Genomic DNA, 16,339 nt, shown 5'->3' with positions numbered 1-16,339 from the left:
AAGTGCGGTCAGTTTTTAAATTATTTGAAAGCTACTCCTCCCCAACCCTGATGGTAATATCTCTAAATGTCAGCGCGTTAGTACTAATGCCAGGTTGAGCCACAATCTTAAATCTAATGGTTGTCACCTCCGGCGGAATCGCTCCGGATACTTGTTGAGGATGCCAATCGTCTGTTGGCCAGTCGCCCATCAACTCGGACTCGTATGATTGCACCACGTTTGTGCCGTTGAGCAGTTGCACAATTACCTTGCATTTGCCACTGCGGCGGTTATACGTCAAAATCTTATAATCCAACACAAAGCGGGCGTATTGCCCCGCCGGCACGGTGTAATCATTGTAAATATCGTAATTTGGCGAGCTAGCGCTTAACATTAAATAACCCAGCCCACCAAAATAACCGTCATTGTAGCGGTTAAAGACGTAATCGCCAGATGTCCAGCGCGCCTGATAATCAAATGAGCGAAGCAATGTCATTGCACCGCCAACCCTGAACACATAACGATGCATGCTTTGCAAGTCATCTTTGACGCTATAAAGCGCTATTTGGCTAAATTGCTCACCCTCTACCTTTTTGGCGTCCGGGTAAACAAACTCGGTCGAGGTAGTATTAATAGACCGCACCACGGTGTTGCCGTCTATTAAATCTACTTTGTAGCTGACATCCTTGCCCAAAACGGTGCTACCGTCCGTATGCGGAATCAACTTATCCGCTTGCACATCACGGTCACGGTGTGCCCAAGTGAGTTTAAATGCGGATTTGTCATTAATGGTGTTGCCGTAGCCGCCATCAATTTGCACTTTACCCGGCGGATAAGGGCGGGCTTGACGTTGACGGGTGGTAAGTGTAAGCGCCTCAGTCTTAGTCTCATCAAGCGTTTGTTGGGCAGTCCGGGTGAGTAATTTAATTCGTACTTTTTCGCCTGGTGCGTATTTGGTCTCATCCATCCCGGCAGATATCAGATAACACCAAGCCAAGGCGCCTGCTTTGTGTGCTTGCGGGATAGTATCCGCACAACCGCGCCCCACGGTCATTGTGCCGGTATCAAAATCCACAGTATCAATCTTAATAATCTCATCGCCTACAATGAGTGCCTCAGCACCCGAGAGGGCGGAATACTCTCCCTCTAGCTTAAACTTAATGCTAGTTTGATATGGCGTAACATCACCGACAATCTCCACATGCGGCGTAAATGACCCTGTCGCGGTTTTTGCGTAGTCTGCGCCCACATCCACTAACATGTCATAACCGACGGAAAGTGCGGTCGGTTGTGCGGCTAAGCTCCACACAAAACAATCGGTCAGCTTAATATATGCACGCTCTGCGTCAGATAACACAAGCGGTAACACATGATAAGGCACCTCAAATAACCGCGCGGTGGTAATTGGTTTGGCGGTGTAATCAGGCGGAATATAAAGCGACTCACCCTTTTTGGTGGAGTAGTTAGCTGACGGCAGTCCAAACACATCTTGCAGACAGGTAGCCACAATCTCGCCCTCATTGCCATTTTTGATCTCACCCACACGAAAGACCACATCCACAATGTCACGCTCCGGCAGATTAACCCGGATAACATCGCCCGGGCGTAACTCACTGCCGCGCATATCAAATGTGATTTTAAGTCGCGTTAAGCCACTGGCAATCATCTCTAAATCACGTTGCGCTACACGTGCAGCCAAATCAAAAGTTGGAATCCCTTTGTACTCAACCGTCTTACTAATTACGCCGTGCATTTGCACTGCAGCGATATTGTTAGCAATGGCCTGGTCGTCGCGGTTAGTTACCGGTTCACGATATTTAACAATTATTTGATTAGCCTGTTTATCAGTCGCCGCGCTGTCGTCATCGAGCACGGACAGAATCCCGTTGTCGTATGTAAACAGCGGTAAATCCTCGACCTTGTAATCATGGCGAATCAGTTTAATTGCCTGTTTACCTGTTTCGATGTTGTCATATTGCGCCGCACCGATGTGGTCAACAATCTGCTGGATAAACTCCTTGATGGAGGTTTGGCGGTTGTAGCGGATGCACAAGCCAAAGCCCTCAGCATAAAGCGTATCGGCGGCTTTTTTATAGCTATCTAAATCCAAATCGGTGAGGTCTTTTTTGCCGCCCCAACTCTTATTTGTCGCGCACTCAACCAAGATATGTGCCGGATTCATCGCGTGGATTTGGCGTACATTTTGCTCCTGCTCCGAGGTTAACCCGGAGATTTTGAGATTATCGTTACGTAGCAAGATTTTAGCTTTTTCCGGGTACCACACTACACCGCCGTGCCACCCTTTATTTGCTCGGCGTACACGGTAACTATGCTTTTTGGGGTACGCGTTATAGCAACTAATCAACCCGCTAAACACTGTCGTGACAACCCCTCTAAACCCTGGGATTTGGTCGTTTGACTCCAACTTACCGGCAGTCACATCACCGGGCGTAAAAAAAGACAGTTGAGGTGGTTTTTGCCCTTTACGGCGACCAAAAACCACAGGGCCTTTAGGCGGATGAAGTGCTGGGTTAAGTACACCCTTAAGCAAATTAATCAGCATTTGCGTTGGTTTTTGGTCGGGCTCGCCCATGAGTATCTCCATGCGGCCCTGAATCCCGCCCTCACCACCGGTATTATCGCCGCCAAATAAGTTAGGCTTATCAACATAAATCGCTTGCGAGCGCGTAAGCTCACCAGGCTTGCCAACATACGCCGTCTTATCATCCACGCGGAGCTCGACAATCTCGTCCACCGGCCCGCGTCCAAGGCCAGATTGAATATCCCAGTAATAACGGTAACCAACCGTAACCTCACCGCCCTTACGTTTGCCACCCATTATTTATCCCCCTGACGCGCCGCAATGGCGGCATTAATACATTTGCGGGCAAACACACTGCCCGTGTTTAAAAGCACCTGAGAATCAATCCCGTGTGCTAAAAAATCGGCATAGTCCAAGCCCTCGCGCACAAAAAACGCCTCCACACCGGAGGTGCAGAAATCTACCCGGCGCATATCTTGCATTGTGATAGTAATGCTATCCATAACTTATCCTTTTTTAATCTCGGTAGTGCGGTAGTTACCATACGCCAACACTTGCCAGTCCTCAGTCCAACAATCGCCAAAAAACACGCACTGCGGCGTGCCCTCGTCAATTTGCGGAAAATTCCAGTCTTTCGCACTCACCGCTTCTGGCCCGTTATTATTGCCTCGTCTATTGTTAAGCGCTTGATTAATGTAATAACTGGCAACCGCCCAAGCGACGATTTTGACGATTGCCCATGCAATTGACTCATACATGATTAATACCCCCTAAAATACCCGTGAGCCGTCATACGGCGATTTGGTCGGCATATGTGGCACGCCGCCAAAATTAAGCATATTTTTAAATTTATTAAGACAGGTTTGCGCGCGCCCATCACAACCCGGATACACCTTAATGATTGTACCGATAGACAGCTTTTGTGTGCCGCCCATGAGCGTGAGCTTATTATTTTGATGAACGGTCACTGCACGCACCTCGCGCACACCGTCGTCCACCCACTCGATGAAACCTGCATTAAACCAACCCTGCGGCAAGTTTTGCGGTAAATCAACAGTGATAGATACACCGTCCATCGCGCTTATGGTGAGCCCCGCCAAAACAAAGTTGCCGGGCTTAACTTTGCAATCCACGTCATACAGTGTATAAGGGCAGTTACGCCCCCAAGTCAGACGCAATCCTGCGCTATCCATGGTGTCGGACAATGCCGCGGAGGTAAGATTGGTAGTATGTATATCCGGTCGACTTGCCTCCGTAATCGTGCCAATCCATACAATGCGAATCTCTTTGTCATCCTCATGTAAGCGCATAATAGTGAGCTTAACAGTTTGGCTCGGCGGAAGCCCTCGATACAGGCGCGCCACGGGGTTGTTACTTGGCATGCGAAGCGTTACATTGCCGTCACCTCCGCCGTCACGGACATCACTGATAGCGGAAGCCAACCATTTTTCGCCGTTAATCTCCAAATCCTTGTCCGCATTACAAAAGCGCCAGATTTTCTCGTTTTCGCCGCGCACAAATTGATACAAGTCAATTGGGCGACCCTCGGCAACGGAATGTGTTTTGCTTAAATAACTCATCTTTAAATATCCTTTAAACCTTCTTTAAAAGTGCGGTCGTTTTTGTGGATGTTTTTACGGCTCCAGCTCGTCGCGGAGCCCGCGGAAGCTCACCGTCACCGTTGCCGCGCCATCTGCGTCGGTATGATGCACCCAGCTGACTGTGTCACTCTCCAAGCGGGAAAGCGTTAAATATGAAATCTTGAGAATATCTCTTTGCTTGATATTGATAGTGTCACCGTCAAATGCGAGCCGCTCTGTTGCAGAGTTAATCACTGCGGATGACAGGATACGGCGATAAAAAATCCGCCCGCCGGTGCACTCAATGCGCACGTCTTGCCGTCCTGTTTGCTTTTGCAGTGCGCCGGTATAGTTGATGTAAGCAATATCTAAGGTCTTGCCGACAATATCGCCCACGGGCGTCACATCCGTGCTTGAGGTCGCCACCCAAATCGCACGCTGACGACCGCGTAAGTGATAAAACAGATTGCGGAGCTTGCGTTGTTCTTCCCGCCCGCTTGCCACAAAGCGGTGGGCGGTGATTTGCATCGCCTTGTTGGCCGTATCTAAGTAGTACGGTAAGCCCGTCTCGTTATCCAGCGTCTTAATCAGCCGCGCATATTGCGCGGTGATGTCTTCCGACCATTCGGAGGTCGGCTCCAACACCGGGTGATTGCGATACGTCGGCAAATGGCTCACATCATCACTCCAGGCATTATGCTCGTGCAGTTGCAAGCGGATTTGTGCGGTTGACACGTTATCGCTTAAGCGGCGCACCTGCGGCATATCTGTGAGCACCGCAGAACGCAACGGATAAATGGCTGTAAAGGACTGATCGTAATTGCCAACAATAGGGCGCTTAACCGTGATTTTATTGGGCTCCAGCGCAGTGACCTCAACCATCTCCTTGTTGCTTCCGGTCATCATAATTGCACGCCCACCCACGGCAAAATCATAGCCCACCGTGTTAATAGGCAAATCCACCGCGCCTTGTTGCACAGGCTGTAACAGTCTTGCACAGTCGGTAAAAATCGGCAGTGACCACACGCGCGAGCCGTAGCCGTAAAGCGCGGATTCAAATTGTTGGCGCTCCACCTCGCAAAAACTCACTTTAAACTCAAAAGTACGGCGCGGGCTTAAACGACGCGCAATGCGTTGTTCGGCGGCGGTCACGGATTGATGCACGCGCGTGAGCCACTCCAGGTTTTCGGTCACGTCTTCTGACCAATCTGGCATAAACGACCAGTCGGTTGAGCGCGAGCCGGTAATGCGTAAGGTGACAGGACTTTTGCCTAAAAAGTTAAACGTGACGACGCAATCAATCACCGGCGCGCCCTGCATGCCGACTTTAACCGTCCACTTTTTAAGGGCGAGCGCGTTAAATGTGCCGGATGTTGGGCCGACAAGCTCTATGCCCTCACCGCCAACCACGGAAACAGATAACAGTTTTACCGCACTTTTGTTGGCATTCCAGACTCGCACGTGGAAAGTCTGGTCAGTGGAGATTGAGCCAAGATTGACGGTGTGCGGGATAACAATAATGCGCTTGTAAAGATCAGAGTAATAGTTAGGGATAACATACGCCTGCGCACCCAACGTCTGATTTTTGATATTGCGCACGTGAATCTGCCCGCTAATAACCAACCGCTGATTGACGAGCCTTGAATTAGCCCCTCGGTACGCAGTCAACCCGTCAAGATATCCCGTATCTTTAATGCGTGCACCTGCACCGCGGGTAATTAAATAGCCGTTAATCTTTGCCATGATTTACTCTATAATGCGATATGCCACGCCGTATTCGCCGGAGTTGTCATTATCAGTCGGCGCACGGCTTGGATTACCCGCTTGATATTGAGCACCTGGCACAAATAACCATGTATCCCCGTTAATTTGGAGCTTTTGACGTGGGATAATGCCAACCAATCGACACTCAAAACGGTCGGGGATGGTACCAAGACGGCGTAATAAATTATCAATACAATGCGCAATCGGGGCATTAGCAACGGGTAGTACCAACTGCCCGAATTTGCTTTGGCTCTGCGTGAGCAGCATACTATCCGGATGGTGTTTATAATTAAATATTGAGCCGTTAGTCAGCATATAACACCCGAATTCCGCTTTATCCAGATTGTTATATTGATAACGACCGTCCGCTTGGAAATACCACGGCGTGCGAGTATCTCCTGCAAGATTATCCGCACGCACGACCGGACCGTATGCGTTATTACCTTCCGCCATGCCAAGCGTTGTATTACTTGAGCCAAGGGTTTCGCGGTTATAACCGGATTCGTAAAAAGTCGTTCCAAACGCATATTGCCCGCCGGTATATTGCCCCTCTTTGTTAAGCGTCCCAAAGCCAAAATGGCGGAACCTCTCGGCTTGGTATTGCACGCAAACATGCAAATATTGTGCCGTGCCGAAAAAGTCATAACTAACAAACTTGTTGGCATCTAAATGAGACGTCTGCGTTTTTACTTTAGAGTATGAGTTATTACATGACGCCCCAGGCTGATTAAAACAATCCCGATTTTTATCAACACCAGTGCAAGCGATCACAAAAAGCATCTTATTTTTAAACTCAAGCGCCCAATACCCGTCAGAATTGCTTAAATACAACACATTGTTTTCATTTTTGTTAATCGTCCAGTTTTGTGTGACGGCAAATTCTGCGAGTTTTTTAAGTAATTCGGTGACGTTAGTCACTGTGCCTGTTTGATATGCCATATCATGCTCCCAGCTCTAAAACAAAATAATCGGTTGTTGTGGTGCGAAACGCGCCGTTACACACCACGCCTTTGTTGCCATTTGGCAATGTCACCTCGTCGCCCACTGCACGTTGTACACCCGGAATCCAATAAACACCATCATACGCACCCCATCGGTTTTCACCCTGCGATGATTTTTTAAAGCTAATAAACTCAACCGGGATGAGCGGATAACTTCCGCCCGGGGAAGCACTTAACGTTTTCATGATGTACCAATTTTTATCATTGTGTTTTTGTGAAATCGCACACGGATAAAGCGATTGCTCGCTTGAATCGTTGGAATATGTTTGATAATCGCTTCCGCTAAAATCTCGCCAGCTTTGGTCTGGTGCGAACAACCAACAATTGCCGCTTAACGGATCTACAATGGATGAGTTATAAAATTCAGTGTTTGAGTAACGCAAAAATATCGGGCTATCATTTCTTGATTTTGGCGTTCGAATTGGTGCGCTCCCCGCAATGCAAAGCGGATAGGGATATTCTGTCGGCGGTACGGTTGGCAGAATAAAGCCACAATAGGTACTTGAGCACACATTAGAGATACGTGTCACCACCTTAAAGCAACGTCCATCGGCGACCATGTAATAGTCAATCGGGCGAGCGTCAGCAAATAACACCACTCCCGGCGAGATATTGATAATCCCTGCTTGTACGTTATCGCCCTTGACTAATTCGCTGTTAAAAAATGTACCGCCAAAAAAGTTGAGATTGTAAATGTCTTGCGAGATACTGTTGACAGACTCACACATCACATAAATATCTTGCTCAACTCCGGTTCCGGTGGATTTCCACATAATTTTGCGTTTTTCCACTTCCGTTGCTGTTTTTGCAACGGTTTTGTCCAACAACACCGTCCACGCCTGCCCGTTAGCAACCAACGTCGGGTCGGTGGTTAAAAACTTATTGAGTATGTCAAGCAAATCGCGCTCGTTTTGCGCGATGCCAGTTTTGTATGACATATCGTAACTCCTTAATTTAAAATATCTTTTACGGTTTGCTTGTTGGCGCGGAGCATGGTGATTACTGCCTTAACGCCTGCATTGGTCTTGAGCCCCGCGGTAAACAACTCCGCGCTGTCAACGGCGAGTGTCTGTTGGATGTTGACCGGTGATGCTACCACCTGCGCGCCTGTGCGACCGTCGCGCAAAGAATCACTTAATCCGGGCTCACTGTAGCTTGGCACAGGCGGGACAGATACCGGGCCGCCGGTGGCGAGTTTGCGCAGGCGCTTATTGTTGATAGCGTCCATAAACGCGTGACCGTAGTGCGATACAGCCGACGCCTGAATCACCCATTCGCCGTCCGAAAGGCGAGCGGGAATGGAATCGGATGTGCTTGTGCCTGGTCCACGAATTGGCCCGCCGGTGGCGTGACCGCCCGCACCGGAAAACGCGCTAGCGATAGCACTCCACCAACTCCCGGCAGAACTTGTGACTTGCGTGACAAGTTGTTGTGCCGCAATCCGAATCATTGCATCTAAAATCGTGTTAGTGAGATTCAGCACCGCTTCACGCAGTGTCATTGTGCCTTTTGCCAAGCCCACGATTGAGCTTTGTAACCCTTCGGTTAAACCCTCTTTAAAGGTCTTTTCAAGTTCGTTACCCGCGTTTTTAAGCTCGGCAATCTTGATTTTCATCCCCTCTAGAGAGTTTTTCGCCGCTTCACCTTGCGCGCCCGGCATTTGGGCGAGCTTTTCCAACACCGGGATTTGTTTTTCAAGTTCGGCCACAGTTTCGGTGTATAGGGCCTTCAATTGTTGTTGCCCCTCAAGGTGGCTAATTAAGCCAACTTGCACCTGCGCTTGTATGCGTTGCTCTTGGGTGCTTTGATTTTGATACAAGCGATTAATCTCGTTTTGCACGCCGTCCACCTGCGCCTTGGCTTGTTCCAACGGCAAGATTTTTTTAATCAAATTAATCCCGTCCACATTGGAGTGCTTGGTAAACTCGGCTAAAAGTTTGCTGTAACGCCCTTCGATGTCGGTTAAGTTAGCCTTAACCTCTTGACCTGTAAGGCGCAAATACTGCACGTTAAGCGCAAGGTTTTTGTCCGTCGCATCGTATTTGGTTTTTGATGACCGGGCGGATTTCTTGGTTTTTTCGCCTGCTTCGATTTGAGCAGAGTAGGCCAACGCTTGATTGCGTTGTTCTTCGCTGTCCCAATTGTGGTGTTTGATGTCGTAATCACGTTGGCCGCGGGCATTCAGCTTGGATTTTTCCGCTTGTGTGCGTAGGGCATCCAGCTTTTTCTCGTTTTCTTTTGATTGCTTGGCGGCGGCCACCTGATTTTGCAATTCAATTACATTATTGAGCCGGTCGATTAACGGTTGCAAAAATGCCCCACTGCTTCCTGCACCTTTGGCGGCGGCAATCACACGATCTCTAAATTGCTCCATTTTTTGCGCGGCGGTCAGCGTAGCGTCGGCAAACTCGCTTTTTAATTTAGTCTCCAGATTTTTGAGTTCACCCTGCATCTCAACAAGCGCGCCCTCATTCTTTTTGATGACGTCCTCTAATAGCTTCATTGCTTCCGGCGCTGTTGGGTCGCCCAGGGCTTTGAGTTTCTCGGCAAGTTCGCCACCTGCTTCAATTGCCGCGTTAAAGGCGGCAGTAAGCTGTGCTTGGTTGGTGTTGGCTAAGATGTCCGTGCTACCTTGTAACTCCCGGATATGCGCTTCAAGCTCTTGGATTCGCTTATTTGCTTCTTCAAATTTTTCTAAATTCAAAAATCCGCCGACACTGTCGGTCAACATTTGCTCTTGTAACTGATTGCGGACTTGGATTAGTTCGTCAAGTTTCGCCTTGGCTTCATCTAGGGTTTTATTGTTTATGTCAACCTGCGTCAAACGCTCACTAAATCCGCCAAGCTCTCCCAGTTTTGTGCGGGCGTCAATTAGCGCATTTGTTTTGTCGATGTTGGATTGGACGGCGTTTGTGGTTTGTTGGTATTGCGCATCAAGTTCAGCCTCTTTACCCTTGATGTATTCATACGCCGCATAAAGGCCAAAAATAGCGGTAATAGCCAGACCAATAGGGCCACCTGCAAGCGCGAGTAAACTTTGTCCCAGTCCGCTAAACGTAGCGGCGCGCATGGCTACTGCGAGATTGCGATTAGCCAGCGTCAGGCGTTCCGTGGCTAGTGTTGCTCTATCGGTTGACGCGGCCATCGCCACTGATGCCTGGGCGGCTTTAACCTCAATAGCGGCACGCGCAACCAGTGTATTGTTGGATGCCGCTGTCACCGCGGCATTGCGCGCCATAGCTGCCGCACTTTGTACCATGCCGGCGACAAAGCGGGACGCGGCCACTGCGGCAACCACAAGTGCAACATTGCCAAATAAATCTAGATTATTAGCAAGCCCACTAATTGCGGCCGCTACTGTTGCGGTTAAAGAGATAGCGTTGTCGGTTTTGTTAAGGTATTCCGTCCACGCGTTGCCAAAATGCGCGCCGGCGCGACCGATAGTCAGCGGCATGGATTCGTATTGTTTTTCGATTTCGGCGGCGGCTTCTTTGGTCGCGCTCAAGATAATCTGTGGTGTGAGCTCGCCATCTTCGGCCATTTTTCGCAATTCGGCTCGGGTTTTGCCGAGGGATTTTTGCAGTACCTCTAAAAAGATAGGCATTTGCTCGGCCACGGAGTTAAATTCCTCGCCGCGCAAGGTGCCGGAGGCTAACCCTTGGGATAACTGGATAATGGCGGACTTAGCTTCTTCCGGCAATGCCCCGGAGACGACCACCATTTGTTGCAATGTACGGGTAAATTGGAGGAGTTCCGCGCTGTTGGCTTTGTCGCCCAAAGCACGGTAAACGCGGGTGTAAAGCTCCGCAGTGGATTTAAACGCATTGCCCGTCTCGTTAGAGATGTCCATCAACTCTCTAAATGTGCCTTTCGCCTCGTTGTTTGTGCGGGAGACAAGTTTAATGCGCGCCTGATAGCTAGTCATGGCATCAGCATCAAGTAAGATGCTTTTAGCGCCAAGAGACACCCCGGCAATAGCGGTAAATCCTAACAATTGGGACTTAAACCCGTTTAATTGTTGACTGACACTGTTTAATTCCGTCTTGGTTTGTTTTAGCTTGTTGTTAAGTTGCCCGGTGACAGTATCTAGTACGCTTAAACCTTGCGCACCCGCTTTACCTTGCGCGCTCAAGCGATCACTTGCCGTGCCAACGCCTGTGATTTCCGCTTTAAACTGTTTAAAATTACGCACCGCCGCATCCACATCAGCTTTAATGCGCATTGCAAGCGTCAAGGTATCTGCTGCCATAAATTCACCTTAAAAATTGACCGCACTTTATGCGGTCAGGTCGTTAATATAATTGGTTAAGTCTTTGCCGCCGCTAAATCCTACGGCGCAATCTATCGCTCGTGCGGCGCGCTCACGGCGGGCGCGGAGCATGGATTTTTCGTAAAATAGGATGAGTTGCCGGGCGGTGTATTGCCCCAGCTCATTAAATTGGTGACCGTTAGCTACCAAGTGCTCTATGATTTCTCCCCAATCAGGCGGCGCGCATTGGTCTGTGCTATTTGCTCGACTAGCGGTTGCACCGCTTTGCGGGTAAAAAAATTACTGTTGACCGCCCACCACAACAACATCAAATCTTCGCCTTCCTGGGCGTTTAAATTAGCGACAAATTCCACAGGCTTGTTAATGGATACGGCAACCAGCTCAATAATGGCTTGGTAGTTGTCGGCAAGCGCTTGCATAATCTCATCCCACCGCGCATTTTCGGGCTTATCAACACTGGCTAACTGATTGCGCAAGGTTGCGATAAACGCTGCCAATTTGGCGTTATGTTGCATTTGTTGGATAAGCGTGTATTCCTTTACGGTGACGGTTTCGCCGCCCACGGTGATGTCGCGATTTGGGTAGAGGATGTCAAGTTCAGAGGTGGCTTGATTTTGCATATTTATTGCTCTTATATTTTGCTTGGAGAGTTCCCCGGGTATTACCCGGGGAAGGGGATTATTTGCGGATTTTAATCACGCGTCCAAAACGACCAAGCGTTACATCGCCTACTTTGGTGGTATCGGCGAGCACCGTGGCTTTGGTATTTAGCGCATCTAATGAGTTTTCATTATTGATGAGGCTTAAGGCTTCGGTCGGGGTAAAGTTGATTTTGTATAACTCAACCACATTCCACTCATTATTTTCGGCTAAGTTAATGCCCTCATAGCGCAAAAACAGATCTTTCGGATTGGTGGTGAGCATAGCAATGATTTGGACTTCGCCGTATTTATAAGCTGCTGTGTCGGTATTTGCAGAAATATCTTTCAGAAATTCGACTGCACCAAAAATCGGATCTACGGTGTAATCCGTACCTTCAACCAATGAGCCGATTTTTACTTCGCTCACATCTTGATGCGCTAATGTAATGCGGTCACCGGCTTTAATCACTGCCGGCAATTTTTCGCCCGTGACACTACCGGCAGAAACAGTTACTTCTTCGCCCAACAATAACAAGGCAAGATTTGCTGCGCTAAATTCGTGGAATTTAGCCGATACTTCGCCTGTTCTACTAGTGATAATTTTGCGCACTTTTTGGCGGGTGCCGGAATAGGATTCGCTGTGTTCGAAGCTTTCTACGGTTAATGAGATAGATAGCTCGGATACATCACCCACCCAGCGTTGCGCGCCGATATTGCCCATCGCGTCACGCACGGCAAGATAGAGCTTGCCTTGCCCGTAAGAATACGTTTCAACGTGTGCCATTATTGTTCTCCTTGATTTTGATTTTCGGTTTCACCGTCGGCGGACGGTGGGATTTCGGCGTTGGCGCCGGGCTGTTGTTCGGATTGCGCGGACTGTTCCGAGGCTACTTGCTCAGTCGGCTTATCGGCTTCATCCGATTTTGTTACCGCACTTTTTCCGCTTACGCCTATTTGATGACGGATGAGATATGCCGCGTCAGCGTCTGTTACCTCAATCACATCACCTGTGGCATAGCTAATACCGGCGTGGACATGCGGTTGGTTTAATTTGATTTGTTTCATCGGTTTCTTCCTATGATGATTTTGGTTTGGTAGGTCTCCATCCAAACGAGATAAGAGTTGGTGTAATCCACAATGTCACCACGGACAAAAAAGGTTTCTTTTGCTCCCGGCACCGGTGGACGCCACCCCATTAACTGCTCGCGGATTTTGCCGATAACCGGATTACTTACGCTCAAATGCGGCGTTTCAACGTTGTACTGATACGACTGCACAATCACGATAACCGAAAAACTGACGGTGACCATTTGACGTATCGCCACATCATTGAGCGTTCCCACCTCACCGTTTGGCACGACAAACACCGCAGGCGTTGCCAAGCCCGCCAAACTAACATCACTGATAGAGCGATATTCGGCGGTAGATCCCAACGTGTGGATGTAGTCCGGCTGGAGCGGCTTTAGCTGCTCAATAACATGTTTAATGTCAAACGGTCCGTATTGCATTAGTAATCCTTCAGGGTTTCAGCGGTAAACACGCGGTCACGTTTGGTAAATTTCGGGTAGCCGGAGGCGGGCACGAGCTCGTCCTCAAAGCCAAGTGAAAACTTACCTTCCGCAACCAACTGCAACAATTTGAGCGTATCGCGGTAGTCGCGCACAATCGGGTTATCCGCTTCTTTTGCCGGCAAGTGCTGGTGCAGGTAGTAACGGACCAGACTGCGCGCCCACGTGGTTAAAATGCGCGGCGTTTGCTTAAACGGCAGCTTATAGCCGCGTTGGCGCAAATAGCCGTCAATTAACGCATTGGCGTCGGCAATTACTTCGTTAATGCGGGCGATTGCCTGCTGCGCTTTTTCAACCGCTACCGGTAGTTCACCGGCGACATCTTCGCCGTCAATGATTTTGCCGATAATGCGCCAGTCGGCAGGTGGTTGCCCCACCTGCGCGGTAACTTGCGCCAGCTCCATCACGCCAGGCTTCTCGCCCAATTGTTGCAGTGTGATATACATGCGGCGACCTTAAATAACGTTTTTCAGGAAGAAGCCTAAATCCTTCGCGGTGATCAACTCTTTGACGGATTCACCGACGCGGTGACGGTTACCGCCGCGCATACCGATGTCATTGTCAAAGATAGTGCGCACTTCGCGGGTACCGAATTGGGCGGTCAAGCCGAAAGTGGTGCCGTGTTGGGTGTCGGCTAATACATCACGATAAATCAGTGAGCAGTGACCGCCCCAAGCGTTCGCCAGCACCGGCTTTTTAGCGAGGTTCACGGTATTTACCAGCGTCTGACCGACTAAAATCTTGTCGAGCTCAAACAACTCTCGCAAAAACTCTAACGGCACCAAGCCGGAATCGCCTAACGTACCGTTGTACGCTTTGATGATTTTTTTGTTGGTACGCAATGCGGTTGCCGCTTTTTGCCCCAGAATCATGATATTCGGGCGCATAATCGGCGTATCTAATGCTTCTAATAACTGATGGATAGGGTCTGCATCGTCATGGGTCCATTGGTCGTTACCGGATAGGGTTTTGACGTTGCCGTTGACATAGGATTTTTCGTTAAACACCAAGCCTGCGGTGCGGATTTCGCGTGCCAATTCAATCAAGTTGATGGTTTGCTCTACGGCGCGACCGTCCGGGTCGTAATTTGCCGGCGCATTTTTCGCGTCAACTACCGGCACCGGTGCGTCTAACGCGTGGTCTTCGGTAGAGGCGGTTAATTCGGTGGCGCTAAATTCCACTTGATTCGGGCGCGAGGTGCGGCCGACAATGGTTTTAGGCACCGTAAAACCTTCGGCTAAATCATGTTGCAGATATTTAAATTCTTGTTTGCCCACATCGGTGCGAGGTAACACTTCGTCGGCAATCATGCGGCGGTTGCGGTAAGCAATCGCAATGGCAGTTAAAACCGGGTTGACCGGAAAATTTGCTTTACTCATTTTTAATCCTTTTTCAATAGGTGAAAATTAATTACAGTTTTCGCTTAATTTTGGTGAACGGGTTATTCGGCGGCAAAACCCGGGGCGATGAACAGGGAGCCTAAATCACCTTCCGCGCCGTCTTCTTCGGCGAAGCCGATGTAGGCTTGTTTTGCAGTGGCTTTCACGGCGCGACCCTGTGCGTCGGTAGTTAATGCGTCGCCGCGTTTGATTTCCGCGCCGTACATCACCGGATACAAACCGCTGCGCACTACATCCACATGTTCGCCCGGGTCTTTCGGCACGCGGGTAGAAATGCCGATCAGTTTGTCGGTGACGGCAGTGGCTTGTTTTGCACCGTCTTTTTCTTCACCGAAAGCAACAATGCGATAACCTTCGATTTTGCCTTCGGTGACGTAAGCAATGATTAATTCAGGGGTGTTGCTCATTTTTGCGCTCCTTTCATGATGTGATTAACGGCATCGGTCATTGTGATTTCAACGCCTGCTTTCGCTTGTTCCGCTTGATATGCGGTCGCCGCTTTGGCGATAGACGCACCGTCGGCAAAGTCCACCGCGTCTTTGTCTTTTTCGCCCGGCTCACCGGATTTTTCTGAAAAATCCACCGGTTTAGCGTTGAGCACGTCTTTTAATACGTCAATCGACGATTTAGAGACGGTTTGATTGCCGTCAGAAAATGACACCGGCGCGTTGCCTAATTGCACCATCACTTCAACCAAGCCCGCTTTATGTGCCGGCAATACTTTGCCCGCTTTCACTAAGCTATCGGCAAAATCAGTGGCTTCTTTTTTCTGTCTTTCCGCTTCCGCTTTGGCCTTTTCATTCTCAGCGGCTTTTACTTTGTCTTCACGTTCAGCAATGGCGGCTTCACGAGCGGCAAAGTCGGCTTCTTTTTTCGCCACTTCATCGGCTGCCAATTTTGCGGCGGCGGCTTCAATCGCGGCTTTTTGTTCTGCTTCTGTCATGGTTTTCTCCTGTGTTGATGGGTTAGCAGAGTCGGATTCGTCAAAGGCAAAGTCGGCAAACGCATTGTCGCCGCCTTCGCTTTGCGCAAAGTTCACGTCTGCCAAGCCTTTAACAGCGGGCGGCACTGCGCCCAAAAAGCCCACATGACGTAAATAATGATGACCGGGTTTAGGGTTGCCGGGGGTTTCCGGCAGAAAAATGGATGCACTACGTTTTTTGTAACGTCCGGCATTCACCGCCTCGGCGAAGGCTGCGTCAACTTGTCCCACGTGGGCGTAAAGTATGCCGTCCTCCACACTGGTCTGTTTCACCCAGCCGTAAGCCGGGGCGGTGAGATTGGGGTGACCGATAACAATCGGAGATTCGAAAAGTTTTGGATCGTATTGCGCGCTCAAATCTTCTAACGCAGATTGCGAAAAGCTAATTTCGCGACCGTCCATGGCGGTATGGGTGCCGACGCGCATAATTTCCATTTTGGTGAGTTTCACAGATAAATAACCTCGGATGTGTGTTTTATGGCCACAGTATGCCGAGGCGACGGAAATTTGTATTTTTTCCGCGTTTGGAATTATTAAACGGGGTAATTTTGCAAATGCAGGATTATTTAGAGGGGGATTATCGTTTCTAGCATGTTTATAAACGTTTATAAA

Annotated in this window: 17 protein-coding genes; all 17 read right to left on the bottom strand. The window is 49.4% G+C overall.

Annotated elements, in window-relative coordinates; genetic code table 11:
- Window positions 1-31: 31 nt before the first annotated feature.
- Window positions 32-2,818 carry a phage tail protein gene (locus DK428_RS09490; RefSeq protein ID WP_109092173.1) on the bottom strand — a complete coding sequence of 929 codons (2,787 nt, stop codon included), beginning with the start codon at window positions 2,816-2,818 and terminating at the stop codon, window positions 32-34.
- The gene (locus DK428_RS09485) at window positions 2,818-3,024 is read right to left on the bottom strand and encodes a hypothetical protein (protein WP_109092172.1); all 207 of its coding nucleotides are present in this window, start codon (window positions 3,022-3,024) and stop codon (window positions 2,818-2,820) included. The genes DK428_RS09490 and DK428_RS09485 overlap by 1 nt, the downstream gene beginning before the upstream one ends.
- Window positions 3,025-3,027: 3 nt before the next feature.
- Window positions 3,028-3,279 (bottom strand): hypothetical protein, encoded by a 252-nt coding sequence (locus DK428_RS09480; protein WP_109092171.1) that lies wholly within the window; start codon window positions 3,277-3,279, stop codon window positions 3,028-3,030.
- Window positions 3,280-3,291: 12 nt separating this feature from the next.
- Complete coding sequence (locus DK428_RS09475) at window positions 3,292-4,101, bottom strand: phage BR0599 family protein (RefSeq protein WP_109092170.1); 810 nt, start codon at window positions 4,099-4,101, stop codon at window positions 3,292-3,294.
- 54 nt (window positions 4,102-4,155) lie between these two features.
- On the bottom strand, window positions 4,156-5,844 hold the full coding sequence (locus DK428_RS09470; protein WP_109092169.1) for a phage tail protein: 1,689 nt from the start codon (window positions 5,842-5,844) through the stop codon (window positions 4,156-4,158).
- Window positions 5,845-5,847: 3 nt separating this feature from the next.
- A complete protein-coding gene (locus tag DK428_RS09465) occupies window positions 5,848-6,804 on the bottom strand; it encodes a hypothetical protein (RefSeq protein ID WP_109092168.1) in 957 nt (318 codons plus the stop codon).
- Between the two features lies 1 nt (window position 6,805).
- Window positions 6,806-7,804, bottom strand: coding sequence for a hypothetical protein (locus DK428_RS09460; protein WP_109092167.1), 999 nt, complete (start codon window positions 7,802-7,804; stop codon window positions 6,806-6,808).
- A gap of 11 nt (window positions 7,805-7,815) precedes the next feature.
- The gene (locus tag DK428_RS09455) at window positions 7,816-11,115 is read right to left on the bottom strand and encodes a tape measure protein (protein ID WP_109092166.1); all 3,300 of its coding nucleotides are present in this window, start codon (window positions 11,113-11,115) and stop codon (window positions 7,816-7,818) included.
- A 27-nt stretch (window positions 11,116-11,142) separates the two neighbouring features.
- Window positions 11,143-11,325, bottom strand: coding sequence for a hypothetical protein (locus tag DK428_RS09450; protein WP_032995466.1), 183 nt, complete (start codon window positions 11,323-11,325; stop codon window positions 11,143-11,145).
- A 5-nt stretch (window positions 11,326-11,330) separates the two neighbouring features.
- Window positions 11,331-11,756, bottom strand: coding sequence for a DUF6631 family protein (locus DK428_RS09445; RefSeq protein WP_109092165.1), 426 nt, complete (start codon window positions 11,754-11,756; stop codon window positions 11,331-11,333).
- Window positions 11,757-11,814: 58 nt separating this feature from the next.
- Window positions 11,815-12,561, bottom strand: a complete 747-nt coding sequence (locus DK428_RS09440; RefSeq protein WP_109092164.1) for a phage tail tube protein — start codon at window positions 12,559-12,561, stop codon at window positions 11,815-11,817.
- Entirely contained in the window at window positions 12,561-12,842 is a 282-nt protein-coding gene (locus tag DK428_RS09435; RefSeq protein ID WP_109092163.1) for a DUF7210 family protein, read from the bottom strand. Before DK428_RS09435 ends, DK428_RS09440 begins: the two co-directional genes overlap by 1 nt.
- Complete coding sequence (locus DK428_RS09430; RefSeq protein ID WP_109090033.1) at window positions 12,839-13,285, bottom strand: phage tail terminator protein; 447 nt, start codon at window positions 13,283-13,285, stop codon at window positions 12,839-12,841. The genes DK428_RS09435 and DK428_RS09430 overlap by 4 nt, the downstream gene beginning before the upstream one ends.
- Window positions 13,285-13,791, bottom strand: a complete 507-nt coding sequence (locus DK428_RS09425; RefSeq protein WP_109092162.1) for a gp436 family protein — start codon at window positions 13,789-13,791, stop codon at window positions 13,285-13,287. The genes DK428_RS09430 and DK428_RS09425 overlap by 1 nt, the downstream gene beginning before the upstream one ends.
- 9 nt (window positions 13,792-13,800) lie before the next feature.
- Window positions 13,801-14,724 (bottom strand): major capsid protein, encoded by a 924-nt coding sequence (locus tag DK428_RS09420; protein WP_109092161.1) that lies wholly within the window; start codon window positions 14,722-14,724, stop codon window positions 13,801-13,803.
- Window positions 14,725-14,786: 62 nt separating this feature from the next.
- The gene (locus tag DK428_RS09415; RefSeq protein WP_109092160.1) at window positions 14,787-15,152 is read right to left on the bottom strand and encodes a capsid cement protein; all 366 of its coding nucleotides are present in this window, start codon (window positions 15,150-15,152) and stop codon (window positions 14,787-14,789) included.
- A complete protein-coding gene (locus tag DK428_RS09410) occupies window positions 15,149-16,177 on the bottom strand; it encodes a peptidase (protein WP_109092159.1) in 1,029 nt (342 codons plus the stop codon). The genes DK428_RS09415 and DK428_RS09410 overlap by 4 nt, the downstream gene beginning before the upstream one ends.
- Window positions 16,178-16,339 lie beyond the last annotated feature (162 nt).

Source organism: Aggregatibacter kilianii, assembly GCF_003130255.1.
In the GTDB taxonomy this organism is placed as follows: Bacteria; Pseudomonadota; Gammaproteobacteria; order Enterobacterales; family Pasteurellaceae; genus Aggregatibacter; species Aggregatibacter kilianii.
This window is presented reverse-complemented; position numbering and strand designations above follow the sequence as displayed.

What these genes read in the sequence shown, in the direction of transcription:
- DK428_RS09490 (WP_109092173.1), bottom strand. Translation starts at nt 2,818, where the DNA reads ATGGGTGGCAAACGTAAGGGCGGTGAGGTTACGGTTGGTTACCGTTAT.
- DK428_RS09485 (WP_109092172.1), bottom strand. Translation starts at nt 3,024, where the DNA reads ATGGATAGCATTACTATCACAATGCAAGATATGCGCCGGGTAGATTTC.
- DK428_RS09480 (WP_109092171.1), bottom strand. Translation starts at nt 3,279, where the DNA reads ATGTATGAGTCAATTGCATGGGCAATCGTCAAAATCGTCGCTTGGGCG.
- DK428_RS09475 (WP_109092170.1), bottom strand. Translation starts at nt 4,101, where the DNA reads ATGAGTTATTTAAGCAAAACACATTCCGTTGCCGAGGGTCGCCCAATT.
- DK428_RS09470 (WP_109092169.1), bottom strand. Translation starts at nt 5,844, where the DNA reads ATGGCAAAGATTAACGGCTATTTAATTACCCGCGGTGCAGGTGCACGC.
- DK428_RS09465 (WP_109092168.1), bottom strand. Translation starts at nt 6,804, where the DNA reads ATGGCATATCAAACAGGCACAGTGACTAACGTCACCGAATTACTTAAA.
- DK428_RS09460 (WP_109092167.1), bottom strand. Translation starts at nt 7,804, where the DNA reads ATGTCATACAAAACTGGCATCGCGCAAAACGAGCGCGATTTGCTTGAC.
- DK428_RS09455 (WP_109092166.1), bottom strand. Translation starts at nt 11,115, where the DNA reads ATGGCAGCAGATACCTTGACGCTTGCAATGCGCATTAAAGCTGATGTG.
- DK428_RS09445 (WP_109092165.1), bottom strand. Translation starts at nt 11,756, where the DNA reads ATGCAAAATCAAGCCACCTCTGAACTTGACATCCTCTACCCAAATCGC.
- DK428_RS09440 (WP_109092164.1), bottom strand. Translation starts at nt 12,561, where the DNA reads ATGGCACACGTTGAAACGTATTCTTACGGGCAAGGCAAGCTCTATCTT.
- DK428_RS09435 (WP_109092163.1), bottom strand. Translation starts at nt 12,842, where the DNA reads ATGAAACAAATCAAATTAAACCAACCGCATGTCCACGCCGGTATTAGC.
- DK428_RS09430 (WP_109090033.1), bottom strand. Translation starts at nt 13,285, where the DNA reads ATGCAATACGGACCGTTTGACATTAAACATGTTATTGAGCAGCTAAAG.
- DK428_RS09425 (WP_109092162.1), bottom strand. Translation starts at nt 13,791, where the DNA reads ATGTATATCACACTGCAACAATTGGGCGAGAAGCCTGGCGTGATGGAG.
- DK428_RS09420 (WP_109092161.1), bottom strand. Translation starts at nt 14,724, where the DNA reads ATGAGTAAAGCAAATTTTCCGGTCAACCCGGTTTTAACTGCCATTGCG.
- DK428_RS09415 (WP_109092160.1), bottom strand. Translation starts at nt 15,152, where the DNA reads ATGAGCAACACCCCTGAATTAATCATTGCTTACGTCACCGAAGGCAAA.